General features: G+C 57.3%; 19 protein-coding genes. 8 read left to right on the top strand and 11 right to left on the bottom strand.

What is annotated here, in order from left to right; translation table 11 throughout:
- The first annotated feature begins 228 nt into the window (after positions 1-228).
- Both ALO64_RS18735 and ALO64_RS18730 read left to right on the top strand, forming a co-directional pair.
- Positions 229-3,111, top strand: a complete 2,883-nt coding sequence (locus ALO64_RS18735) for a bifunctional diguanylate cyclase/phosphodiesterase (RefSeq protein ID WP_044343997.1) — start codon at positions 229-231, stop codon at positions 3,109-3,111.
- A 179-nt stretch (positions 3,112-3,290) separates the two neighbouring features.
- On the top strand, positions 3,291-3,845 hold the full coding sequence (locus ALO64_RS18730; RefSeq protein WP_044343996.1) for a hypothetical protein: 555 nt from the start codon (positions 3,291-3,293) through the stop codon (positions 3,843-3,845).
- A gap of 221 nt (positions 3,846-4,066) precedes the next feature.
- Here ALO64_RS18730 and ALO64_RS18725 read toward each other — a convergent pair whose 3' ends face one another.
- The 8 genes from ALO64_RS18725 to ALO64_RS18690 form a co-directional block, all read right to left on the bottom strand.
- Positions 4,067-5,005, bottom strand: a complete 939-nt coding sequence (locus ALO64_RS18725; RefSeq protein WP_044343995.1) for a carbohydrate kinase family protein — start codon at positions 5,003-5,005, stop codon at positions 4,067-4,069.
- Between the two features lie 22 nt (positions 5,006-5,027).
- Positions 5,028-6,509 carry a xylulokinase gene (gene xylB / locus ALO64_RS18720; RefSeq protein WP_044343994.1) on the bottom strand — a complete coding sequence of 494 codons (1,482 nt, stop codon included), beginning with the start codon at positions 6,507-6,509 and terminating at the stop codon, positions 5,028-5,030.
- Positions 6,510-6,518: 9 nt separating this feature from the next.
- Positions 6,519-8,000, bottom strand: a complete 1,482-nt coding sequence (locus ALO64_RS18715) for a mannitol dehydrogenase family protein (RefSeq protein WP_044343993.1) — start codon at positions 7,998-8,000, stop codon at positions 6,519-6,521.
- A gap of 17 nt (positions 8,001-8,017) precedes the next feature.
- The gene (locus ALO64_RS18710) at positions 8,018-9,124 is read right to left on the bottom strand and encodes an ABC transporter ATP-binding protein (protein ID WP_044343992.1); all 1,107 of its coding nucleotides are present in this window, start codon (positions 9,122-9,124) and stop codon (positions 8,018-8,020) included.
- 30 nt (positions 9,125-9,154) lie between these two features.
- A complete protein-coding gene (locus ALO64_RS18705; RefSeq protein WP_002553633.1) occupies positions 9,155-9,988 on the bottom strand; it encodes a carbohydrate ABC transporter permease in 834 nt (277 codons plus the stop codon).
- A gap of 10 nt (positions 9,989-9,998) precedes the next feature.
- Positions 9,999-10,931 carry a carbohydrate ABC transporter permease gene (locus ALO64_RS18700; protein ID WP_002553634.1) on the bottom strand — a complete coding sequence of 311 codons (933 nt, stop codon included), beginning with the start codon at positions 10,929-10,931 and terminating at the stop codon, positions 9,999-10,001.
- Between the two features lie 87 nt (positions 10,932-11,018).
- Positions 11,019-12,341: an ABC transporter substrate-binding protein gene (locus ALO64_RS18695; protein ID WP_010214724.1), complete on the bottom strand. Its 1,323-nt coding sequence runs from the start codon at positions 12,339-12,341 to the stop codon at positions 11,019-11,021.
- A gap of 240 nt (positions 12,342-12,581) precedes the next feature.
- Positions 12,582-13,487, bottom strand: coding sequence for an AraC family transcriptional regulator (locus tag ALO64_RS18690; protein ID WP_002553636.1), 906 nt, complete (start codon positions 13,485-13,487; stop codon positions 12,582-12,584).
- A gap of 129 nt (positions 13,488-13,616) precedes the next feature.
- Here ALO64_RS18690 and cobF point away from each other — a divergent pair, with 129 nt between their 5' ends.
- Positions 13,617-14,375 carry a precorrin-6A synthase (deacetylating) gene (cobF, locus tag ALO64_RS18685; protein WP_044343991.1) on the top strand — a complete coding sequence of 253 codons (759 nt, stop codon included), beginning with the start codon at positions 13,617-13,619 and terminating at the stop codon, positions 14,373-14,375.
- On the opposite strand, the gene ALO64_RS18680 is transcribed toward cobF, so the two are convergent.
- Together ALO64_RS18680 and ALO64_RS18675 are read right to left on the bottom strand one after the other, a co-directional pair.
- Positions 14,372-15,706: a glycosyltransferase gene (locus ALO64_RS18680; RefSeq protein ID WP_044343990.1), complete on the bottom strand. Its 1,335-nt coding sequence runs from the start codon at positions 15,704-15,706 to the stop codon at positions 14,372-14,374. The genes cobF and ALO64_RS18680 overlap by 4 nt on opposite strands.
- Positions 15,699-16,058: a response regulator gene (locus ALO64_RS18675; RefSeq protein WP_044343989.1), complete on the bottom strand. Its 360-nt coding sequence runs from the start codon at positions 16,056-16,058 to the stop codon at positions 15,699-15,701. Before ALO64_RS18675 ends, ALO64_RS18680 begins: the two co-directional genes overlap by 8 nt.
- 333 nt (positions 16,059-16,391) lie before the next feature.
- Between ALO64_RS18675 and ALO64_RS18670 the strand changes: the two genes are divergently transcribed.
- The 5 genes from ALO64_RS18670 to ALO64_RS18650 all read left to right on the top strand — a co-directional run bounded on the left by ALO64_RS18670 (position 16,392) and on the right by ALO64_RS18650 (position 23,068).
- The gene (locus ALO64_RS18670; RefSeq protein WP_044343988.1) at positions 16,392-19,889 is read left to right on the top strand and encodes a response regulator; all 3,498 of its coding nucleotides are present in this window, start codon (positions 16,392-16,394) and stop codon (positions 19,887-19,889) included.
- Positions 19,890-19,938: 49 nt separating this feature from the next.
- Positions 19,939-20,760, top strand: a complete 822-nt coding sequence (locus ALO64_RS18665; protein ID WP_044343987.1) for a CheR family methyltransferase — start codon at positions 19,939-19,941, stop codon at positions 20,758-20,760.
- Positions 20,757-21,371 carry a chemotaxis protein CheB gene (locus ALO64_RS18660; RefSeq protein WP_044343986.1) on the top strand — a complete coding sequence of 205 codons (615 nt, stop codon included), beginning with the start codon at positions 20,757-20,759 and terminating at the stop codon, positions 21,369-21,371. The genes ALO64_RS18665 and ALO64_RS18660 overlap by 4 nt, the downstream gene beginning before the upstream one ends.
- Positions 21,365-22,546 carry a hybrid sensor histidine kinase/response regulator gene (locus ALO64_RS18655; protein ID WP_002553643.1) on the top strand — a complete coding sequence of 394 codons (1,182 nt, stop codon included), beginning with the start codon at positions 21,365-21,367 and terminating at the stop codon, positions 22,544-22,546. The genes ALO64_RS18660 and ALO64_RS18655 overlap by 7 nt, the downstream gene beginning before the upstream one ends.
- A gap of 144 nt (positions 22,547-22,690) precedes the next feature.
- Positions 22,691-23,068, top strand: coding sequence for a response regulator (locus ALO64_RS18650; protein WP_002553644.1), 378 nt, complete (start codon positions 22,691-22,693; stop codon positions 23,066-23,068).
- A gap of 69 nt (positions 23,069-23,137) precedes the next feature.
- On the opposite strand, the gene ALO64_RS18645 is transcribed toward ALO64_RS18650, so the two are convergent.
- On the bottom strand, positions 23,138-23,948 hold an 811-nt coding region (locus ALO64_RS18645; protein ID WP_157058677.1), incomplete at its 5' end, for an ATP-binding protein.

Here is a 23,948-nt window from a genome sequence, read left to right as displayed (position 1 = left end):
GCGAGCAAGCATAGCCGAGCCCTGCTCATTCACCTTGGCGGTCTCGCGACACACCTGAATCTGACCCGTATGGCAGCCGTGTAGTGCCCCACGTCACATGGATGTCATCTGACAGGCAAAGGGTCTGCCAAAAAGGTATGAACTTTGCAACAATGCAGCAGCACACTTGTTACCTTTGGTCATGATTTTTACGGATGACCGTCGTCGGCTCATGCATCTGGTGTTTCCATGACAGTCTCACATCTGGCCACGGGTATATGCCCAAGCGTAGCGTTCAGTCCAGACACCACGTTGGCTGCCAACCATGACAGATTCGCCAGTCACGCGCCCATCGACGCACTTTTGAGCGCTGCACGGGAACAGATACCGGATATCGCCTGGGCGGCCTACGCTGCAGGCGAGCTGAAATGTCTGCTCGGGCAGGGCGACCCTGCAGTCGTCTGGCCTGCGCACATCGCTGCTGAAGACTTCGACACATACTGTGCTCAATTGCAGCTTCATTGCCGAGTCGCCGGGCAGGGCGAGGGCGTGTTGGGCTGGGTGCTGGCGCCAATGGCTGAAAAAGACCATCCCGCGCTGGTGGATCTCGCTGCCAGACTGGGTTCACTGTTGCAGACCGCTGCGTTGATCCGGGCGCAGAACACCCAGCGGGTTCTCTATGAAATCAGCCTGCTGGCCAGCTCCACGCTGGATCGCGGGGCTTTTCTGCAGGGTATTCATGAGCAGTTGAGTGCGCTGATCGATGCCGAGAACTTCTACGTCGCGCTGTATGACCAGCAAAGCCGCAAGATCACTTATCCGTATTACATCGACCGTTTCGATGACGAAGCGATGGGCCACGAGACGTTCGAATTCATCGACGCCGATCGAATGTCGCTCACCGGGTATGTCTTGAGCACCGGGCAACCCTTGTTTCTGGAAGCAGCCTGTATCGAGCGGGCAAAAGCCGAAGGTCGTTTTTTCTGGGTGGGGCGTCTGCCGGAGTTCTGGATGGGCGCGCCCTTGAAAAACGCCTCGGACGAAGTATTCGGCATGGTCGCGATGCAGGTCTATGACGTGTCCCGCGTCTACAGTGCTCAGGATCGCGCGTTGTTTTCCGTGGTGTCGCGACATGTGGCGATGGCCTTGGACCGGCTGTTGCGGCGTACCGACCTGGAGCAGATTGTGGCACTGCGCACGCAACAGCTTTCGGCAGCCAACGACGCCCTGCGCCAGGAAGTGCGCGACCGTGAACGCGCCGAGCATTTGCAGAGTGCCCTGTTCCAGATTGCCGAGCTGTCCAGCCAGCCCGGCGACATGAATGAGCTGTTTCGCAGCCTGCACATGATTGTCGGCGAGCTGCTGGTAGCGCTCAATTTCTACATCGCCCTTTACGACAGCGCCACAGGCGAAGTGACCTTTCCTTACTACATCGACGAATACCAGCACACGCCGCCACGTTCACGGCGTGGGCAGCGTGGCTTTACCGAGTATGTGATAGGCCAGCGGCGACCCTGTCTGATCGATTACGACGATGCCCGCAGGCTGGAAAGCCTCGGCGAAATCGAGGTGCAAAAAAACACTGGTCGTTCTTCTTCCTGGCTGGGCATTCCGTTGTTCGATGGCGAGCAAGTGCGCGGCGTCCTGGTGGTGCAAAGCTATTCGAAGGATGTCAGCTATACCTTGCGTGATCAGGAACTGCTGACCTTTGTCTCTCGCCACATCGACACGGCACTGTCCCGCCGCAGTGCGGCAGAAGCGATCCATACCGCCAATGTGCTCCTGGAAGCCCGGGTTCGCGACCGGACCCGGGAGCTGGACCAGGCCAACGCCAGGTTGCAGCATGAAAACTCCCACGACTCGTTGACCGGGTTGCCCAACCGCAGTCACTTGCAACATCGCCTGAAACAGGCATGGCAAGACTTTTGCCTGAACGGCCAGCAGCTGATTGTCATGTTCATCGATCTGGATCGCTTCAAGATGATCAATGACAGCCTTGGCCACCACTGCGGCGATATCCTTCTGGTGCAGGCCGCCGAGCGGCTGCGCAGTTGCATGCGTGAAGGGGATCTGCTGGCCAGGCTTGGAGGTGACGAATTTGCGGTGCTAAGCATCGATGCACCGTTACAGGCCGGTACGGATATAGCCCAGCGGATCCTGACCGCCTTCGAGCAACCGTTCGTGATTGACGATCACAGTGTCTTTTCTTCTTGCAGCATCGGCGTGGTGGGTGCTGACAGCCGCTTTCATGAGGAGCCGGCAGACCTCTTGCGTGATGCCGACACCGCCATGTACCGGGTCAAGAATGGTGGGCGTGACAGCTTCGCCGTGTTCAATCAGGCTCTGCGTCGGGAGGTGTCGGATCAGGTCGAGCAAGAGGGAGCGTTGTGCACGGCCCTGAAGCGTACTGATCAACTGATCCCCTATTTTCAGCCGGTCATCTGTGTAAGGACCGGAGAGTTACTGGCGTTCGAAGCGTTGATCCGCTGGCGCATGCCGGATGGACGGATCGTCGGGCCGGAAAGCTTTTTGCCCGCGCTGGAGGGTTTGCGCCTGATTGGTCGTCTGGATATCTACATGCTCAAATGCGTGGTGAACATCCTGGCGCAACCCGAGAACGGCCACTGGCCGCCAGTGCATGTGAACTGCTCCAGCTACAGCATCACCCGCCCGGCATTCGCTGCAGAAGTGCTGGCGATGCTTGCTGAACAGAATGTTGCGCCCTGGCGTCTGTGCCTGGAACTTACGGAGGGGGCACTGGTGGCCGACCCCGAGCAGGTACGCCTGTCAATGAAGCAACTGGCCGAGCAGGGCATGTCGGTCATGCTGGACGATTTTGGCGCGGGGTTTTCTTCGCTCAGCTATGTGCATCAGTACCATTTCAGCGGCTTGAAAATCGACAAATCGTTTATCTTCGGACTGGCCTCCAGCATACGCAGCCGGGCCATCGTGCGGGCCATCGTACGCATGGCCGAATCCCTTGATCTGAACGTCGTCGCCGAAGGTGTCGAAGATCTGGAAACACTCGAGTTGCTGCGCGAGATCGGCGCGACCCAGGCGCAGGGTTACTACTTCTCTGAACCGTTGCCGATCGAGCTGTTGAACGTCAATACCGGTCGTGCGGCAGGCTGAAAGCAGCCTGTGTCGGTGAATGTTTGCCGCAAACGGCAGAATGTATGGGTTTTTTTGACAGTGCCGATCATGAGTATCTGAATTTAAATTATAAAAAATCAGTAACTTATGGATTTACTGTGCACTTGGCACTGGACTTGCTGTTGAACCTGCGCAACAGGTTCATCAGGAGGTGAAAGATGATTATTGGCACGAGTGCGCTTGAGCAGCTTGTTTCCCGGGCTGTGGTTGGGCGCAAAACCGTAGATGAGGTGTCTCAGGACGCATTCAGCTCGGTTGCCGCCGCTGGCCTGACATCAGGTTCGGCACCGGTTACCACGCCGGTCAGCAATTCAACATCGCAAGACAGCAAGCAGGACAACAGCGGTTACAACGAATCCTTCGCGCGGATGATGATCAATCTCAAGTCTGCCGGTGATTCGTCACTGTCGGAAAAGACGGCTGATCGCGACAACGGTGTCATCGGTTCAGTGGCCAGCGCCACCAGCACCACTGACACTGCATCGACGGGTTCGGTAGAACAGAAGTTCATGGACTCTCTGAAGCAGACGGCCGAAGAGAAAGTGCGCGAGAAGCTGACGGGCGTCACCCAGAAAGACTACGACGCCATGGCACCTCAGGACCAACTGGCCATTGACCAGAAAGTCCAGGACGCGCTCAAGGACAAGCAGAACAACGTTGCGGATGACATCAACACCCGCATCAGAGGTATCAAGGCCGGGATGGTGGCTTGACCAGGCAGTGGGTTCGGTTGCTTGTTCGGCGACTGTAATGGCTCTTTCGTGAGCAAGCTCACTCCCACAAATGGAATGCTTTCCAAATGGGAGTGAATCCTGAAACTTCTCCCGCTTGGAACAGGTTCGGAATGTGGGAGTGAGCTTGCTCACGAAGACTTTATTTCATGCGTTACATGTTGCGGATGTACCGCTGTTTTTGTTTCTCGTCGAAAACTGAATCACCCCAACTGATGCCGATACGGCAGATCCGGTCCGACCTTTGTGCAGGTCAGCGCGGCTGCGCCGACGGCAAAATTCAGCATCTCGTCCAGGGTTTCCCGTGACAGCGTCGACAAGCCTTCTGGCGTATCGAGCTGACGCTCGCTGAGGAAGGTCAGCAGCGCCGCCTGAAAAGTATCCCCGGCCCCGACGGTATCGGCGGTGACCACCGTTTTTGCCGGCACTGACCAAGTACCATGCTGCCGGGTAAAGACGCTGGCACCTTGCGTGCCGCGGGTGACGATGACCAGTTGCGTACGCTTGCCGAGCCAGCCTTCGGCGATTTTTTGTGGATCGCTGTCCGGGTACAACAGGTGCAAATCTTCGTCACTGACCTTGATCAGGTGCGCATGTTCGGCGAACGCTGCGATCTGGCTGCGCCAGCGCTGAATGTCCGGTGCCGGGTTGAGGCGCACGTTGGGGGCCAGTGAAATCAGGCGCGTCGCACTTTCGCGGGCGACCAGCGCCAGCAGTGTGTCGGCAATCGGCTGCACCACCAGCGAAAACGAGCCGACGTGAATGCCGCGTACCTGCGCATCGAGTTCCGACAGATGTTCAAGGCGCAACTGCCGGTCCGCGCAGCCGTCGCCGCGAAAGCTGTAAGTCGGCGAGCCGTCGCTGCCCACGGCGACCATGGCCAGTGTCGTGGGCGCGTCGAACTCAACCAGGTGATCGGTATTGACCGTTTCCTTTTCCAGCACGGCACGCAGACGGCGGCCCAGGTAATCGGTGGACAGCCCGGCAAAGAAGCCTGCCTCCACACCCAGGCGGCGCAGCCCGATCGCAACGTTGAATGGAGAGCCGCCGGCAATCGCATCAAACCCCAATCTGTTCAGGGAACCGCTGTCATCAGCGCGGGTAAAAATATCGAACAGTGCTTCGCCACAAACCAGAAACATAAGAGCTCCATGAAAAAACGGTTCAAAACTTGCGCAGTTGCGCCTGATAACGCTGATAGACCTGCTGATAGGCGGCCACATTATGCACCACGGGGTGCGTCTCACTGTTTTGATCGAGACTTACACAGCGTTCGCACAGTTGCTGCAGGCCCTCAGCCTTGCCGTCGGCATGCGACCAGCACCATGCGGCCTGAATGGCCGCGCCCAGCGCGGCGGCTTCTGCGTGGTCGGTACAGATCACCGGAGTATTCATGATGTCAGCTACGATCTGCCGCCATACCGCACTTTTGGAACCGCCGCCAATCAGGCGGATTTTCTCGCTTTTGATACCACTGTCGCGCAGCAGATCCAATCCGTAGCGAAGGCCGAAGGTGGTGCCTTCGACCACGGCGCGGGACAGGTTGGCCTGGGTCAGATTGGTACTGTCCAGCCCGACGATGCTGCCAGTGGCATCAGGAAGCGCGGGCACGCGTTCACCGTTCAGAAAAGGCAATATCAGCACGCCTTCGGCCCCTATCGGAGCCTCGGCGACGGTCTGGTTGAAACCAGCGATATCCAGAGCGAACAGCTCACGAATTGCCGTAGTCGCATTGGTCAGGTTCATGGTGCAGATCAATGGCAGCCAGCCACCAGAGGATGAGCAGAAGGTAGCGACCGACTCATGCTCGCTGACCCGCGCCTCATCGGCGTAGGCATAGACAGTGCCTGACGAGCCCAGGCTCATGGTGATCAGACCGGGCTGGATATTGCCCGTGCCAATGGCGCCTATCATGTTGTCGCCGCCACCACTGGACACCAGTGCTGCGGGGTTCAGGTCCAGCAGTCGGGCGATTTCAGGACGCAGCACGCCAACCGCTTCGTGTGCTTGCACCAATTGCGGCAGCGCCTTGCCCAGACGGCCGCTCGGGTCGATGTGCGCGAGCAGCGGCAGGTCCCACTCACGGGTGCGCACATTGAAATAACCGGTGCCCGATGCGTCTCCGAATTCAGTGCAGCAGCGGCCGGTCAGCCAATAGTTGAGGTAGTCGTGGGGCAGCAGCACCTTGTCTATACGCTCAAACAGCTGCGGGTACTGTTCCTTGGTCCACAGCAGTTTGGACACGGTATAGCCCGGCGCAATGACCAGGCCAAGGCGTTGCAGGGAACCCTGCGCGCCGCCCAGGTAATCCAGCAAGCGCTGGTTTTCAGGAGCCGATTCAGTGTCGCACCACAGTTTGGCCGGGCGCAGCACCTCACCTTGAGCATCGAGTAGCACCAGACCATGTTGCTGGCCCGATACGCCGATGCCGAGAATCTGTTGCCCCGACACGCCAGATTGTGCCAAGGCATCGCGGGTGGCCTGTTGCAGCGCATTCAGCCATTGCCCTACGTCCTGCTCGCGGCGGCCGTTATGGTCGCTGATCAGGCTATGCGAGGCCGAACCCTCGCCCAGCACAGTACCGCTTTCGGTATCGAGCACCAGCACCTTGGTGCCCTGGGTGCCGCAGTCAATTCCAAGAAACATGGGCGCACCTCAAAGGCGGTTGGCCAGAAGTTTTTCCAGCGTGCCACTGACGCCCAGCGTGCGCAGGTCATTGAGGTTCTGCTCGAACGCTGCGACAAACTCGGCTGATTTCGGAATGGCAACGCCAAATATTTCCTCAACCTGCAACAGCCGCTGGGTAATCAGCACGTCGTCGGCCACCAGTGCCTGACAGAACTCGGCGCGCGGGTCTGGAATTTTGTAGGTCGTGCCGTTCTCGTCGACACCCTTCAGATACAGCGCCCACGCGGCAACGACCAGCGAGGCGCGTTCGAAATTACCCTGATCGACGATCAGACGATTGATCGTCGGAATAGTGAACTTGGGAAATTTGGACGAACCGTCCGAACAGACCCGTTCCAGCTGATCGGCGATCGCCTGGTTGGAAAAGCGCTCGATCAGTGTGTCTTTATAGCCTTCCAGGTCGATGCCCGGCACCGACGCCAGCTGCGGCGTGACGTCCAGGTCCATGTAAGCGCGGATGTAGCGCACGAACAGCGGGTCATTCATGGTTTCGTGGACAAAACGATAACCCTTGAGGAAGCCCAGATAGGTCAGGGCAAGATGGCTGCCGTTGAGCAGCTTGATCTTCATTTCCTCATAGGGCGTTACATCATCGGTGAACTGCACGCCGACCTTTTCCCAGGCCGGGCGACCGTTGACGAACTTGTCTTCCAGCACCCATTGCACGAACGGTTCGCAGACCACCGGCCAGGCGTCGTCGATGTGCTTCTCGTCCGCCAGCTTCAGCCGGTGAGCAGCGCTGGTCATGGGGGTGATGCGGTCGACCATCGCGTTGGGGAAGCTGACGTTGTCTTTGATCCAGTCATGCAGGTCGGCATCGCGCAAGGTGGCAAATGCCAGCAGCGCCTTGCGAGTGACTGCGCCATTGTGCGGCAGGTTATCGCAGGACATCAGGGTAAAGGCTGGCGTACCTTCGGCACGGCGGCGCGCCAGTGCAGCGCAGAGGAAGCCGAATACCGTCTTTGGCTGGTCCGGGTTTGCCAGGTCATGCTGGATCTGTGGCAGATGCGCCATGAACTGGCCATTGCTGTCGTCGATGCAATAGCCGCCTTCGGTGATGGTCAGCGAGACGATGCGAATGTCCGAGCTGGACAGCTTGTCGATCAACGCCTGAGTGCTGTCTTCGGCCAGCAGCATGCCGCTGATCGAGGCAATGACGCGGGTTTCGGTATCTGGCGTGTCGCCCAGTTCGTAGAGCGTGTACAGATAGTCCTGCTGCGCCAGTGCGTCACGTACGGCTTTGTCTTCAGGGCGCAGACCGACGCCGCAGATGCTCCATTCAAAGCCTTCGCCGCTGTTCATCAGTGCATCGGTGTAAAACGCCTGATGCGCCCGATGGAAGCCGCCAACGCCGATATGGGCAATGCCCTGGCGAGTGCTGTCGACGGTGTAGGCGGGCAGGGCAATGTCGGCGTCCAGTCGGGACAGATTGTTTTTGTTCAGTTTCATGAAGGGCTCTCCGGAACTCAGGCGGCGACAGTCTGCAAGGCTTTGGCAATCACCAGGCCTTGAGCGTCGAACAGGTGGCATTGGGCACTGTCCAGGTGCAGGTTCAGCGTCTCGCCGTACTGGCTGGCCAGGTCGCCACGAATACGCATGGTCAGCGCCTCGCCCGAACGGGTGCGCACGTGACAGTACGTGTCGCTGCCAAGACGTTCGCTGACATCGGCAATCACCTGCAACTGGCAATCTTCGCGCTGGGCAAGGTTCAGGTGTTCCGGGCGGATGCCCAGCGTTACAGCCGCGCCAACGCTCTGTCCTGCGCCATTGACCGGCAGACTGATGCGCGTTCCGGCATCCAGCTCGACTTCGCAGCCGGCGTTGTCCACTCGACTGATCTTGCCCTTGAGGAAGCCCATTTTCGGCGTGCCGAGAAAGCCTGCGACAAACAGATTGGCCGGGTGGTGATAAAGCTCCAGCGGCGAGCCGACCTGCTCGACCTTGCCGCCGTTGAGCACCACCACCTTGTCGGCCAGGGTCATGGCCTCAACCTGGTCGTGGGTCACATAAATCATCGTGGCCTGCAGCTCTTTGTGCAGGCGCGACAGCTCCAGGCGAGTTTGCACGCGCAACGCGGCGTCGAGGTTGGACAATGGTTCGTCGAAGAGAAAAATCTTCGGATTGCGCACGATGGCCCGACCAATCGCAACACGTTGGCGCTGGCCGCCGGACAACTGCTTGGGCTTGCGTTCCAGCAACGGGCCGAGCTCCAGAATACGCGCGGCTTCATCGACCTTCTTCTTGATCTCGGCCTTGTCGCCACCCGCCAGGTCCAGCGCGAATGACAGGTTCTTGCCTACCGTCATATGCGGGTAAAGCGCGTAGGTCTGGAACACCATCGCCAGATCGCGCTTGGCCGGCGTGACCTGGGTAATGTCGCGGCCATCGAGTTCGATGGTCCCCGAAGTGACTTCCTCCAGCTCGGCGATGAGTCGCAGCAGGGTGGATTTGCCACAGCCCGAAGGCCCGACAAAGACCACGAACTCGCGGTCATTCACGTCCAGATCAATACCCTTGATGATTTGATGACCATCAAAGCCTTTTTGCAGGTTGCGGATGCTCAGGTTAGCCATGTTGGATTCCTTCTTGTTCTTGGGGTCGGGCTATTTGACAGCGCCGAACGACAGGCCGCGAACCAGTTGTTTCTGACTGATCCAGCCGAAAATCAGGATGGGCGCACACGCCAGGGTCGAGACCGCCGACAGCTTGGCCCAGAACAGCCCTTCGGGGCTGGAGTAGGAAGCGATCAGTGCCGTCAACGGTGCTGCTGCGGACGAAGTCAGGTTCAGTGACCAGAACGCTTCGTTCCAGCACAGGATCAGCGATAGCAGTGCTGTAGAGGCCAGGCCGCCCTTGCAGATCGGCATCAGCACGCGAAAGATCTCCTGTCGGGTGCTGGCACCGTCCAGCCGTGAGGCCTCGAGGATCTCACCGGGAATATCCTTGAAATAGGTGTAGATCATCCAGACCACGATCGGCAGATTGATCAGCGTATAGATGATGATCAGCGCCAGCCGCGAATCCAGCAGGCCAAAGGTCTTGGCCAGCAGGTAGATCGGCATCAGCACGCCGACCGGCGGCAGCATCTTGGTCGAGAGCATCCACAGCAGGGTGCTTTTGGTGCGTTTGGTTTCGAAGAACGCCATGGAATACGCCGCAGGAATGGCGATCAGCATGGCCAGGGCGGTGGCGCTGAAGGAAATCAGCACCGAGTTCCAGGCAAAGTGAAAGTAATCGCTGCGTTCCTGAATGTGCAGGTAGTTTTCCAGCGTCGGGGTAAAGAACAATTGCGGCGGTGTCGCAAACGCGTCGATCTCGGTCTTGAAGCTGGTCAGCACCATCCAGAAGATCGGGAAGAACACCAGCGCAGCGATCAGCCAGGACAGGCTCCCGAGCAGCAGGCTTTGCAGGCGGCGTGATTGTTTGAGGGTCATCATGGCAAGGTCCTCATGACTTGTCGGTGAGGTTTTTGCCGATCATCCGGATCAGGATGATCGCCGCGATGTTGGCGATTACTACCGCGATCAGTCCACCCGCCGAGGCCATGCCGACGTCGAACTGCAGCAGCGCCTGGATGTAGATCAGATACGCCAAGTTGGTCGAGGCAAAGCCGGGTCCGCCATTGGTGGTGGTGAAGATTTCAGCGAACACCGAGAGCAGGAAGATCGTCTCGATCATGACCACCACGGCAATCGGCCTCGCCAGGTGCGGCAGGGTCAGGTGCCAGAAGATCGCGATGGGGCCGGCTCCATCCAGACGCGCCGCTTCTTTCTGTTCCTGGTCCAGCGACTGCATGGCGGTCATCAGGATCAGAATCGCGAACGGCAGCCACTGCCAGGACACGATGATGATGATCGACAGCATCGGGTAATGGGCAAACCAGTCGATGGGCTGCGCACCGAAGAACTTCCACACCGCTGCGAGTACGCCGGACACCGGATGGAAAATCAGGTTTTTCCAGATCAGCGCGCTGACCGTGGGCATGATGAAGAAGGGCGAGATCAGCAGAACGCGGACGATGCCGCGGCCGAAAAACTCACTGGCTTCGAGCAGCGCCGAGATCAGCACGCCGAGGATTACACTGATCGCCAGCACGCTGCCGACCAGCAGCAAGGTGTTACCGGCACCGGGCAGAAAGCCGCTGTCGGTGACGAAATACTGGAAGTTCTCCAGCCCGACGAACTCGTTTTCGCCGGGGGAGAGCAGGTTGTAGCGGATCAGCGAGAAATAAATGGTCATGCCCAGCGGCACGATCATCCACACCAGCAGAAGCGCCACTGAAGGACTGACCAGAAACCAGCCCGGCTTGAATCGACGGCTTTTGAGCGGTTGCTGTTCGCCGGACAGGTCCGTGCGTTCAGGGGAGGCTGAGGTATTCATGGAGAGCTCCGAACCGGATTGCACCAGAGTTGTTGCGCAGTTGAGCGGCAGGGCGAAAGCATCGGCTTTCGCCCTGGTGCGTGACGGTTACTTTTTCGGGTAACCCGCTCGTTTCATGTCACGTGCAGTCGCTGTTTGCGCATTCTGCAAGGCTTGATCCACAGTGGACTGGCCTATAAGTGCTGCGGAGAACTGCTGGCCGACGCTGGTACCGATGGCCTGAAACTCAGGAATGGTGACCAGTTGAATACCTACGTAAGGCACTGTTTTGAGCGATGGCGATTTGGGATCGGCCTTCTTCAGCGACTCAAGCGTGATATTGGCGAATGGTGCGGCTTTCTTATACTCATCGGTGTAGGTCGAGGCACGGGTGCCTGGCGGCACGTTGGACACACCGTCGGTATCGGCAACCAGTTTGGCGTACTCTTTCGAGGTGGCCCACTGGGTGAACTCGGCAGCATCCTTGGTGTTCTTGGCGCTGGTCGGGATCGCCAGCGACCACGAATACAGCCACGACGAGCCCTTGTCGGTTACTTCATGCGGGGCGTAGGTGAAGCCGACGCTGTCGGCCACTTTGCTCTGCTTCTTGTCGGTCACGAACGAACCGGCAACGCTGGCGTCGACCCAGATGGCGCACTTGCCGCTATTGAACAGCGCAAGGTTTTCGTTGAAGCCATTGCTGGAGGCACCCGGAGGGCCGGACTGCTTCATGGTGTTGACGTAGAAATTCAGCGCATTCTTCCACTCTGGCTGATCGAACTGTGGCGTCCACTGCTCATCGAACCAGCTTGCACCATAAGCGTTGGCCAGCGTGGTGATCAGCGCCATGTTTTCGCCCCAGCCAGCCTTGCCACGCAAGCAGATGCCGTACTGTTCCTTGGACTTGTCAGTCAGTTTGCCAGCGAATTCGGCAATCTGTGTCCAGGTAGGGCGCTCGGGCATGGTAAGGCCGGCGGCCTTGAACAGGTCGGTGCGGTAGTAAGTGATCGAAGCTTCAGCATAGAACGGCAGGGCGAACAGTTTGCCATCCGCCGACAGGCCTTCACGCACCGAGGGGAAGACATCGTCCAGTTCATAACTGGCAGGCAGGTCTTTCATTTCCTGCAGCCAGCCTTTCTTGCCCCAGAGTGAGGCTTCGTACATGCCGATGGTCAGCACATCGAACTGGCCGCCCTTGGTGGCGATGTCGGTGGTCAGTCGTTGGCGCAGGACGTTCTCTTCCAGCACGACCCAGTTGAGCTTGATGTCGGGGTGCTTTTCTTCGAAGGTCTTGGAGAGGCGCTGCATGCGAATCATGTCGCTGTTGTTGACCGTGGCAATGGTCACGGTGCCTGCCGTGGCGCTGCCACTGAAGACGAAACAGGTGCTGAGCACGGAACTGGCGAGCAGAAGTTTTGCTGAGTTCTTCATTGATCACTCCTCTTCCACGCCCAGTGAGCAGTAGAAGGATGGTTATTGTTTTTTTCTCTTCCGGAGGTGAGGAAGATGTGGATTGATTACACCGGCGTTCGGTCGGAAAGACAAATCCTGCGCCGCACTCTGACTGATACTTTTTTGCACTGATGCACGAAAGGCCGATAGAGCCGAATCGCCCATAGGCTGGCTTCGCCGCAACTGCAGCGTAGACGATAGGCGCAAGGGCAGGGTGAATCAGTACAGGTTTTGTTCGGTCAGGCGCTGCACAGCCAGGCGGCGATAATGCGAAGGCGTCATGCCCTTGAGTTGCTGGAAGCGCCGATTGAAGTTGGAGATATTGTTGAAACCGGATTCAAAGCACACATCAGTGACCGGTTTGTCGCCATCAGCCAGCAATTCGCACGACTTGCTGATGCGCAGTCGATTGACGAACTCTACAAAGCATCGCCCCGTGGCCTGCTTGAACACTCTGGAAAAATAGGTTGGCTTCATGCCCAGATACTCGGCCACTTCCTCCAGCGGCAGCTCCCGGCCATAGTGGGCAAAGATGTAATCCACCGCCCGGTTGGTGCGATCGACGCTGTGCTCGTCAGCCGTATGGGCGACCGCAGTGCCAGAGAGCAACTGATAGTCGTCGCTGGCCGCCAGCAACTCGAGAAGAATGAAGAAATGACCCAGGCGGGTGATGCCCCGTGAGTCGGCAATCTTCTGCATCAGCTTCATGGCCTGACGAATCGTACGTTTGCAGCGAAATTCGATGCCGTAGCGGGCGCGTTCCAGTAATGGCGTCAGGGTTTTTAGTTCGGCAAACACCTGATTGCCACTTTCCAGCAGTTCATCGGTGAAGTTGACCAGCATGTCGCGTTTGGCCACAACTTCACCCTCATCGATCTGGCTGATCCAGTTATGCGGCAGGTTGGGGCCGGTCAGAAACAGGCTGGCAGGGTTGAAATTGCCGATGTAATCGCCGACAAATACCTTGCCTGAGCTGGCCACAATCAAATGCAGCTCGTATTCCTTGTGAAAGTGCCAGCGCACCAGCGGACAGGGGAATCCGTGCTCGCGATAAATGATCGACAGCCCGTTGTGGTCGTCCATCAATTCGTAGGAAGGGTCGGCGATTCTTGTTGTTTTACTCATGGCTATGTCGTGTTCAGCAGTTGCCAGAACGATAATGTGCCTGATTTTCAGCTTCAATGCCCGGTCGCTGACAAAAATCACCTACGATCAGGCGTCTCACATGATTTGCCACAGTGGAGTGGTTATCCGATGAAACAGATCCTGCTGATTGGCATGGGGGCCGGTGATCCCGAGCAGATTACCTTGCAGGCCATTGCTGCGCTGAACCGTGCCGATGTGATCTTCATCCTCGAAAAGGGCTATGTCGACGATGAGTTGCTGCGTCTGCGCAAAGCGCTTTGCCAGCGCCATATCACTTATCAGGGCTACCGTTTGGTACAGGTTCAGGACCCACGGCGCGAAGGCGACCCTGACGTCTACGAGCGGGGTATCGAGAGTTGGCACGAGCAGCGCGCTGCATTGTTCGAACGGCTGTTGACCGATGAGCTTGGCGCAGATCAGGTTGGTGCATTTCTGGTGTGGGGCGATCCGTCACTGTATGACAGCACCATGCGCATCCTTGACCGCGTATTGGCGCGCGGCAGGGAAACATTCGAATATCAGGTGATTCCCGGCATCACCAGTGTCCAGAGCCTGGTGGCGCAACACCGGATACCGCTCAATCGTATTGGTGAGTCGATTCACATCACCACAGGGCGACGCCTGGCGGCGGCAGCGCTTGAGCAACACAGCAATGTCGTGGTGATGCTGGATGCACAGTGCACATTCGAGCGTTACGTCGGGCACGGGCTGGATATCTATTGGGGCGCTTATCTGGGCACCGCGGACGAGATACTGGTGTCTGGCAGGCTCGATGACGTGTGTGAGCAGATCAAGCTGTTGCGCGCCGAAGCGCGCGACCGCAGGGGGTGGATCATGGATACCTATCTGCTGCGCAAACCAGCTTAGACCGTATCTTCAGCCTTGTTACGGTTCTTGGCTTCGATCCACTGCGCCATGTACTTGGTGCTCTTGTGGTGATGATGGCGAAGCATGGCGCCGGTGAAGTTCGCCAGACGATGCTCGGGCAACTGGTTACGAAGGGTCTGAATGCGCTCGATCAGGCTCGCACAGTGTTGCCGATGCTGGTAACGCGCCTGCAGCAACGCCAGCCCGGCGTTCTGCGCCTCTAGCCAGCGGGTCTGGTCTTGATAGAGTCTGACCGCAGCATCAGCGATGTCTTTCGGGTTATCGGCGATGACGCCAGGCCACGGCAGCCCGCCGCTCATGGCTTCTGCGCCGATCACAGTGGTGATTGACGGAGTGCCGCAGAGCATGGCATCCATCAATTTGCCCTTGATGCCGGCACCGAAACGCAACGGCGCAAGACAAATGCGTGCTGATGACATGACCTGCAACGCATCTTCAGCCCAGTGCTTCACATGAAACCCTTGAGCGCCATTGTGCAGCGCTGTTGCCTTGGGTGGCGTGTAGGCACCGTAAATATGCAGCTGCGCTTCAGGCAATTGCTGACGGATCAGCGGCCAGATTGCGGTTTTCATCCATAGCACCGCATCCCAGTTGGGGGCGTGACGGAAATTACCGATGCTGAGGAAGTGCGCGCGTTCTGCAAAAGGCCGAACGCTGTCGGGAACGCCGTCAATCATTAGCGGACACCAGTGCAGCAGCGAGGCGGGCAGCCCAAACGAACCGGTCAGTAATGCCATTTCAACGTCGGATGTCATCAGGTTCAGGTCGCAGCGATACAACGATGCGACCTCGCGCTGCGCCAGCTCACTGGAGGCGATCTGCTTGAAAAGCCCCGGCGTTGAAGTGTCGCAAATATCGCTCGGATCACCCGCGGAATCGCTGTTCTGCGAGTCCTTCAACATCTGATGGCGTGCATGGCGCAGGCTTTGAAAATCCGACGTTTCCAGAATGCGCAGGGCGTCGGGGCATTGTTGCTCGACGCGCCAGCCGAACTGCTCTTCGATCATGAACTGATCAAAAACAACGATATCGGGCTGCAATTTGCTGACAAACAGGTCAAAACTGCTGTCATTGAGCGCGATTCGTACTTCCTCGATGCCCAGGCTGACCAGATCGGCCCTATGTTCACCTTCAGTGGCAGGGCTGGCAAAGGTAATCTGCCAGTTCTGCTCGAGGAAGCATTGGATCAGTTGCATCATGTGCCCGCTGGCAGCCGAAGAGCGTGGCTCGGGCCATACGTAGCCGATGATCAATACACGTGTGCTGGCGTGCGTGTCGGTGTGACTGAAAGCAGCTTTGATGTCAGTCAAGGATGCTTTTTACCTTGTCACGCAACTGGTCGATTGAAAAAGGCTTGCCGATCGAATGCATGCCTGGCGGCACATCGATGTTCTCGGAGTAACCGCTGGCGAACAGTACCGGCAATTGAGGCCGCAGTTCGATGACCTTTTTAGCCAACGCGGTCCCCTTCATGTCGGGCAACCCCTGATCAGTCATCAACAGGTCGATGTGCCTGGTATCGTCAACAACGAAAGTCAGGGCTGAAGTGGCGTCCTCGGCTTCCAGTACCTTGTATTCCAGCTCTTCGAGCACGTCGACAATCAGCATGCGCACAATGGCGTCGTCTTCGACCACGAGAATGGTGCGGTCTGTGTCCGGCATTGTTGACTCCTTAAACCTGAAAAATGGTGATAGCGCAGACAGCATGGAATGCGATGCTTCCTTTTCCGGCAGCTCAGAGTAACCGAGCGCCGTCCTGTCCACTGTTGATACTGTCCCTGTATCAGTAAATAAAAACCGGGTGGAAGTTCAATCGGCGCACAAATACGGTGAATTGTGAGGGTGATTGATGGCTTTACGTCATGAACGCGATATGTGCGTGAGCTTATCACCGATTTATGTGTGAAATTTCAATCCTCTATGTCAGAAATAAGAGTGTTTTTCGTGGGTTTACGGCAAACTCTACGGTTTTGATCCACTCGTCAGGGATATTTCATGAATCGGACGTCTGTTGTCGATGAGCAACGCTTTCGAAAACTGCTGGGGCGTAACGTCGGCTTGCCATTGGGTGTGGGGGTACTGAGCGCCGTTTTCTTCATTTTGCTGATCAGTTATCTGCTCACGGCCATACAGTGGGTCGAGCACACTGACCGGGTGATCAATAACACCAACCGTTCGATGAAACTGTCGATAGACATGGAAACCGGCATGCGCGGTTTTCTGCTGACCGGCGATCAACACTTTCTCGACCCCTATGAAATCGCCAAACCGTTGCTGGTTGCCGAGCTGGACGGACTCAAGAGTCTGGTCGAAGACAACCCGACGCAACAGGACCGGTTCAGGCGTCTGTCCACGATGCAGCAGGAGTGGAATGCGTTTGCTCAGGAGATGATCAATCTGCGGCGCAACAACGGCGACTATCAAACTGCTGTGCTGGCCGGACGTGGCAAGCGAATTACTGATCAGATCCGCACCGAGTACGATCAGGCTGTCGAAATGGAACAGCAACTTCGGTTGACCCGCAACGCAGAGGTCACGCGCAGTACCATTCTTTCAGTCTGCCTGTATCTGATATTCGTGGTGATTGTCAGCGCTATCCTGGCGTATATCGGACGACGTGATTTGCTGTCGCTTTCGGCCACCTACAGCGAAAACCTCAGGCTGCAGGAAATCAATGCCGAGCGTCTGCAAAAAGTCGCCTGGTTGCGCAACGGTCAGAGCGAACTGGCCGAACAGGTACTGGGTCAGTTGACACTCAATATGCTGGGTCGAAACATCCTTCAGTTTCTGACTCATTATCTGGGCGCGTCGGTGGCGGCGGTCTATATTCGCCAGGATCACGGCGGCTTGACGCGTGCTGCTTCCTACGGTTTTTCTCGCGAACAGGAGCAGCAGGAGCAGACCATTCACAGCGATGAAGGCATTGTGGGGCAGGCCGCACAACAGGACCGGATCATCACGCTGGATGAACTGCCCGAAAATTACTTCAAAGTGGCTTCCGGTCTGGGTGAAGGCTCGCCGCGCAGCATAGTGGCAGCGCCTACCAGCAATGACGATCAGGTCAACGGGGTGATCGAGTTGGGCTTTCTGCGCCCGCTTACCGAGCAGGATCTAGAGTTTCTTGAGCTGATCGCGGACAACATTGGCACTTCGATTGAAGCGGCCCGTTATCGCCAGCGTCTGCAAGAGGTGCTGGCCGAGACCCAGCAACTCAACGAAGAATTGCAGGTGCAGCAGGAAGAATTACGCACGGCCAACGAAGAGCTGGAAGAGCAGTCGCGTATTCTCAAGGAGTCTCAGGCACACCTGGAAACTCAGCAGGCCGAGCTGGAACAGACCAACGAGCAGCTGGCCGATCAGCGTGATGCGCTGGACCGCAACAACGAGGAACTGAGCATCGCTCAGGCCGAGTTGCAGGCGCGTGCGGACGAGCTGCAGCGCGCCAGCAAGTACAAGTCCGAGTTCCTTGCCAACATGTCCCATGAGCTGCGCACGCCGCTCAACAGTTCGTTGATCCTGGCCAAGCTGCTGGCCGAAAATCCGGGCGAAAATCTGACCGCCGAACAGGTCAAGTTTGCCGAGTCGATCTATTCGGCGGGTAATGACCTGTTGAACCTGATCAACGACATTCTGGATATTTCCAAGGTCGAAGCCGGCAAGCTCGAAATGCGCCCGGAAAACAGCAGCGTATCTCGTCTTGTCGAAGGCCTGCGCAGCATGTTCCAGCCGCTTGCCGCCGAGAAAAAGCTGGCGTTCACGGTTGACATACAGGCAGGCGCGCCGACCATGCTGTTCACGGACCGCCAGCGTCTTGAACAGATCCTCAAGAACCTGCTGTCCAACGCGATCAAATTCACCGAAGCGGGCGCCGTCAGCATGGTCGTTTCGCGTCAGCCGGGTGCAGGCATCGTGTTTATCGTGCGCGACTCGGGCATCGGCATCGCCGAGGAGCATCAGCAGGGTATTTTCGAGGCATTCCGTCAGGCAGATGGCACCACCAACCGGCGTTATGGCGGTACCGGGCTGGGGTTGTCGATCTCCCGCGATCTGGCGGCATTGCTGGGCGGATCCATCAGTGTGACCAGCGCGCCAGGGCAGGGCAGTATTTTCAGCCTGGTGTTGCCGGAAAGCTATGTCGAGCAAGGCCCTCAAGAGCCAGGCAATGAGTCTGCGGTCATGCTTGCGCCTCCCGCGCCTTCATTGCCGGTTCCTGCCGCGCCGGTCATCCAGCAGTCGGCCCCGGCCCCAGTGCCGGTGGAAACACCTGTAGCCGTGTTTGCCGATGATCGTGACAAGGCACCGTTTCAGCGGCGCTGCATTCTGGTCATCGAAGATGAAGTGCGCTTCGCTCAGATCCTCTTCGATCTGGCCCATGAGCTGGGCTATGACTGTCTGGTCGCGCATGCTGCGGATGAAGGGTTCAACCTGGCGTCACGCTACACGCCGGACGCGATCCTGCTGGACATGCGCCTGCCGGATCACTCGGGCCTGACCGTGCTTCAGCGTCTCAAGGAGCTGGCACCTACCCGACACATTCCGGTGCATGTAATTTCGGTCGAGGATCGCCAGGAAGCTGCGCTGCACATGGGCGCCATTGGCTACGCCGTCAAGCCGACCACCCGCGAAGAGCTCAAGGATGTATTCGCCAAGCTGGAGGCCAAACTGACCCAGAAGGTCAAGCGCATCCTGCTGGTCGAAGACGATGCGCTGCAACGTGACAGCATTGCTCGCCTTATCGGCGACGATGATATTGAAATCACTGCGGTGGGTTTTGCCCAGGAGGCATTGGACCTGCTGCGCGAGAATGTCTACGACTGCATGATCATCGACTTGAAACTGCCGGACATGCTCGGCAATGAGCTGCTCAAGCGCATGTCCACGGAAGACATCTGCGCCTTTCCGCCGGTGATTGTCTATACCGGGCGCAACATGACCCGTGATGAAGAAGCCGAGCTGATGAAATATTCGCGCTCGATCATCATCAAGGGCGCACGCTCGCCTGAACGCCTGCTGGACGAGGTCACGCTGTTCCTGCACAAGGTCGAGTCGCAACTATCCAACGAGCGACAAAAGATGCTCAAGACCGCGCGCAGCCGTGACAAGGTCTTTGAAGCGCGCAAGATCCTTGTGGTCGATGACGACGTGCGTAACATTTTCGCCCTGACCAGCGCCCTGGAGCACAAGGGGGCAGTGGTGGAAATTGCCCGCAATGGTCTTGAAGCGATTGCAAAGCTCAATGAGGTCGAAGACATCGATCTGGTCCTGATGGACGTGATGATGCCTGAAATGGACGGTTACGAAGCGACCATCGAGATCCGCAAAGACCCGCGCTGGCGCAAGCTGCCGATCATCGCCGTTACTGCCAAGGCCATGAAAGATGATCAGGAGCGTTGTCTGCAGGCAGGTTCCAACGATTACCTGGCCAAGCCCATTGACCTGGATCGACTGTTTTCACTGATTCGCGTCTGGCTGCCGAAGATGGAGCGCATTTGAATGAGGGCTCACTGGCCGTGCTTTCCGGGGCGCAAAAACGGATGGCATCATGCACCTTGATCGAAGCATAGAGATCGAGCTGCGCCTGCTGATAGAGGCTATCTACCTCCAGTACAGCTACGATTTCCGCGACTATTCCGGTGCGTCGATCAAGCGCCGTGTGATCCATGCGTTGCGTCAGTTCGATTGCGCGACCATCTCGGCCCTGCAGGAGCGTGTGCTTCATGACCCGGCAGCATTCATGCAGCTGTTGCAGATTCTCACCATCCCGGTGAGTGAGATGTTCCGTGACCCCTCGCACTTTCTGGCGATCCGCAACGAGGTCGTGCCGGTGCTACGCACTTATCCGTCGATCAAGGTGTGGATTGCCGGTTGCAGTACGGGTGAGGAGGTTTATTCAACGGCTATTCTATTGCGCGAAGAGGGGCTGCTGGAGCGGACCATCATTTATGCGACCGATATCAATCCCATCTCTTTGGAGAAGGCCAAGCAGGGCATTTTTTCCATGGATAACCTGCGCACCTATACGGAGAACTACCGTAACTCGGGAGGGCAGCGCAATTTCGCCGATTACTACACGTCTGCCTACGATTACGCGATCTTCGACAAGACACTGTGCGAGAACGTCACTTTTGCCGATCACAGTCTGGCTACAGATAGTGTATTCTCCGAAACGCAATTTGTTTCCTGCCGTAACGTACTGATTTACTTCAACAAAAAACTTCAGGATCGAGCTTTCGGGTTATTTCATGACTCGCTGTGTCATCGCGGCTTTCTGGCGCTGGGCAGTAAGGAAACCCTGGATTTCTCTGCCTACGGCGGGGCGTTCGAGACGCTGGTGAAACCCGAGCGGATCTACCGGAAATCATGAGAACCACCTTTGACGATGACCTGTCCTGCGTCCCGTTGCCCGTGGTCGATGCTATTGTCGTAGGCGCGTCAGCGGGTGGTGTAGAGGCCCTGCTGAAAATATTCAGAAATCTGCGGCCGGGTTTCAGTCTGCCTATATTGATGGTGTTGCATTTGCCGGATGACCGGCGCAGCCAGTTGGCCCATGTATTTCAGAATCGCTTGGCGATCCCGGTCAAGGAAGCCGATGACAAGGAAGATATCGTGCCGGGCACTTTGTACGTTGCGCCAGCGGGTTACCACGTCTCGGTGGAGTCTGACTTTTCACTGTCATTGAGTCAGGAAGACAGGGTGTTTTACTCAAGGCCCAGTATCGACATTTTGTTCGGTTCGGCCGCGGATGCCTACGGCCCGCGACTGGCTGGCGTATTGCTGACTGGTGCCAATAATGACGGCGCACAAGGTTTGCTGCAGATCAAGAAGTATGGTGGTTTCACGGTGATTCAAGACCCCTCGCAGGCCCAGGCGTCGACCATGCCCGAGGCGGGCCTGGCGTTGCACTCGCCGGATTACCTTCTTTCCCTGAACGATATTGGCCGCTTGCTGGTCGAGTTGGAACGAACCGCATGTTAAGTGAAATTCAGGCAAAACTGCTCATCGTCGATGATTTGCCGGAAAACCTGCTGGCCCTCGAGGCGCTGATCAAGCGCGGTGATCGACTCGTCTACAAGGCACTCTCGGCGGACGAAGCGTTATCACTGCTGTTGCAGCACGAGTTCGCGCTGGCCATCCTCGATGTCCAGATGCCTGGAATGAACGGGTTCGAGCTGGCCGAGATGATGCGCAGCACCGAGAAGACCAAGAGCATACCGATCGTTTTCGTCAGCGCTGCCGGTCGCGAGCTCAATTATGCCTTCAAGGGCTATGAAAGTGGTGCCGTGGACTTCCTGCACAAGCCGCTGGATATCCATGCGGTAAAGAGCAAGGTCAATGTTTTCGTTGATCTGTATCGGCAGCGCAAGGCCATGAAACTACAGGTCGAAGAGCTGGAGCGCAGTCGCCAGGAGCAGGAAGCCTTGCTCAAGCGTCTGCAGTCGACCCAGGGCGAACTGGAACACGCGATCCGTATGCGTGATGACTTCATGTCCATCGTTTCCCACGAGGTGCGTACGCCGCTCAACGGTCTGATTCTGGAGACCCAGCTGCGCAAACTTCACCTGGCCAAAGACAACGCTTCAGCGTTCACCATGGAAAAGCTGCGGGCAATGGTCGACCGCGACGAGCGACAGATTCAGAGCCTTATCCGCCTGATAGAAGACATGCTTGATGTCTCCAGAATTCGTACCGGCAAGCTGTCGATCAGGCCGAGCCCGTTTGACTTGAGCGAACTGGTCTGTCAGTTGCTGGAAAGCTTTGCCGCACAGATTGCCGCCGCCGATTCGACGGTCACCCGGTTTGCCGAAGAGCCGGTGATCGGCGTTTGGGACGAGTTCCGTATCGAGCAAGTGGTTGCCAACCTGTTGACCAATGCGCTGCGCTACGGTGCGCGCAAACCGATTGAAGTGCATGTGTACAGCAGGGAGGGCGAAGCCTTCATTGAGGTTCGGGATCAAGGCATCGGTATTACTGCTGAAAACCAGAAGCGCATCTTTCAGCAATTCGAGCGAGTATCGAGCAATCACGCTGTTGCCGGGCTTGGCCTGGGGTTGTTCATTTCCGATCAGATCGTCATGGCTCACGGCGGTCGTATCGAGGTGGAGAGCGAAGAAGGCAAGGGTTCCGTCTTTCGTATCTGCCTGCCTTTATAGATGACAGCTGCTGTCGATACAGGTGACAGCCGTTGGCGATGTAGATGATAGCCACTGGCAATCAAGTTTAATCACATATCGGCGCAACCTCCCATGCATGCCGTGGTCGTAATGGCAGCTATTTATAAGATCAAAGGCAGTTCAATGAGCGCTGATGCAGAAAACGTCGTATTAATCGTCGAAGACGAACCCCTGATCCTGATGCTTCTGGCCGATTATCTGTCTGGTGAGGGTTATCGAGTCCTGAAAGCCGAGAATGGTGAGCAGGCTTTCGAGATTCTGGCGACCAAACCCCACCTTGACCTGATGATCACCGATTATCGATTGCCGGGTGGTGTCTCGGGTGTACAGATTGCCGAGCCTGCGGTGATGCTTCGACCGGAGTTGAAAGTGATCTTCATCAGTGGCTATCCGGCGGAAATACTCGATTCAGGCAGCCCCATTGCGCTGAAGGCACCCATTCTCGCCAAACCGTTCACCATGGAAACGCTGCATTCGCGTATTCAGGAACTGCTGGCCTGAAGACGCGCTTTAACCGTCGAGTGAGCAGGCCGTCTTACAGGCCGGAGTCATGCACAGCCTGAGCGTTTCTCAGGCTTCTATCATTTCCCGCACTTTCGAGGTCAGGTGGTCGAACGCAAAGGGTTTGGTAATCAGTTGCATACCGTTCTCCAGAAAGCCTCCGCGGACGGCGGCATGCTCTGCGTAACCGGTGATAAACAACACTTTGAGTTCCGGTCGCAGCTGCCTGGCGATTTCTGCAAGCTGCCGGCCATTCATGCCCGGCAGCCCTACATCGCTGATCAGCAAATCAATACGCTGGCCTGATTCCAGTATCGGCACGGCGTCCAGTGCTTCGCCGGCCTCGATGAAGGTGTAACCCAATTCGCTGAGTACCTCACTGACCAGCGTCCGAACAGCCGGGTCGTCTTCGACGATCAGCACGGTTTCGCCATTTTCGGCGTAAACGGCATTGCTCTGGAAACTCTGCTCGGCTTCATCTGCAAGCCCCTTAAAGCGCGGCAGGAACAGCTGTACGGTAGTGCCTCGGCCTACTTCACTCTTGATTGAAACATGACCATGCGACTGTTTGCTGAAACCATAGATCATTGAAAGACCCAAACCGGTGCCCTGGCCGATAGGCTTTGTGGTAAAGAACGGGTCAAACGCACGGCTGATCACTGTTTCCGGCATGCCGCAGCCATTGTCACTGACGCTCAGCACCACGTAATCACCGGGCAGCAGGTTCTCATGGGCATTGGTAAACGATCTGTCCAGCTGCTGATTGAAGGTTTCGACCACCAGCGTGCCGCCGTCGGGCATTGCATCGCGTGCGTTGAGCACCAGGTTGAGCAGGGCGCTCTCCAGCTGGTTAGGGAAGCTCCGAGCAAGGCAGCTGTTC

The sequence above is a fragment of the Pseudomonas meliae genome, assembly GCF_001400515.1.
GTDB classification, from domain to species: Bacteria; Pseudomonadota; Gammaproteobacteria; order Pseudomonadales; family Pseudomonadaceae; genus Aquipseudomonas; species Aquipseudomonas amygdali.
The sequence above is the reverse complement of the archived record's forward strand: the minus strand, read 5'-3'. Positions and strand labels throughout refer to the sequence as shown.

Coding starts and splice junctions, on each gene's coding strand:
- ALO64_RS18735 (WP_044343997.1), top strand. CDS start 229: ATGACAGTCTCACATCTGGCCACGGGTATATGCCCAAGCGTAGCGTTC.
- ALO64_RS18730 (WP_044343996.1), top strand. CDS start 3,291: ATGATTATTGGCACGAGTGCGCTTGAGCAGCTTGTTTCCCGGGCTGTG.
- ALO64_RS18725 (WP_044343995.1), bottom strand. CDS start 5,005: ATGTTTCTGGTTTGTGGCGAAGCACTGTTCGATATTTTTACCCGCGCT.
- xylB (WP_044343994.1), bottom strand. CDS start 6,509: ATGTTTCTTGGAATTGACTGCGGCACCCAGGGCACCAAGGTGCTGGTG.
- ALO64_RS18715 (WP_044343993.1), bottom strand. CDS start 8,000: ATGAAACTGAACAAAAACAATCTGTCCCGACTGGACGCCGACATTGCC.
- ALO64_RS18710 (WP_044343992.1), bottom strand. CDS start 9,124: ATGGCTAACCTGAGCATCCGCAACCTGCAAAAAGGCTTTGATGGTCAT.
- ALO64_RS18705 (WP_002553633.1), bottom strand. CDS start 9,988: ATGATGACCCTCAAACAATCACGCCGCCTGCAAAGCCTGCTGCTCGGG.
- ALO64_RS18700 (WP_002553634.1), bottom strand. CDS start 10,931: ATGAATACCTCAGCCTCCCCTGAACGCACGGACCTGTCCGGCGAACAG.
- ALO64_RS18695 (WP_010214724.1), bottom strand. CDS start 12,341: ATGAAGAACTCAGCAAAACTTCTGCTCGCCAGTTCCGTGCTCAGCACC.
- ALO64_RS18690 (WP_002553636.1), bottom strand. CDS start 13,487: ATGAGTAAAACAACAAGAATCGCCGACCCTTCCTACGAATTGATGGAC.
- cobF (WP_044343991.1), top strand. CDS start 13,617: ATGAAACAGATCCTGCTGATTGGCATGGGGGCCGGTGATCCCGAGCAG.
- ALO64_RS18675 (WP_044343989.1), bottom strand. CDS start 16,058: ATGCCGGACACAGACCGCACCATTCTCGTGGTCGAAGACGACGCCATT.
- ALO64_RS18670 (WP_044343988.1), top strand. CDS start 16,392: ATGAATCGGACGTCTGTTGTCGATGAGCAACGCTTTCGAAAACTGCTG.
- ALO64_RS18665 (WP_044343987.1), top strand. CDS start 19,939: ATGCACCTTGATCGAAGCATAGAGATCGAGCTGCGCCTGCTGATAGAG.
- ALO64_RS18660 (WP_044343986.1), top strand. CDS start 20,757: ATGAGAACCACCTTTGACGATGACCTGTCCTGCGTCCCGTTGCCCGTG.
- ALO64_RS18655 (WP_002553643.1), top strand. CDS start 21,365: ATGTTAAGTGAAATTCAGGCAAAACTGCTCATCGTCGATGATTTGCCG.
- ALO64_RS18650 (WP_002553644.1), top strand. CDS start 22,691: ATGAGCGCTGATGCAGAAAACGTCGTATTAATCGTCGAAGACGAACCC.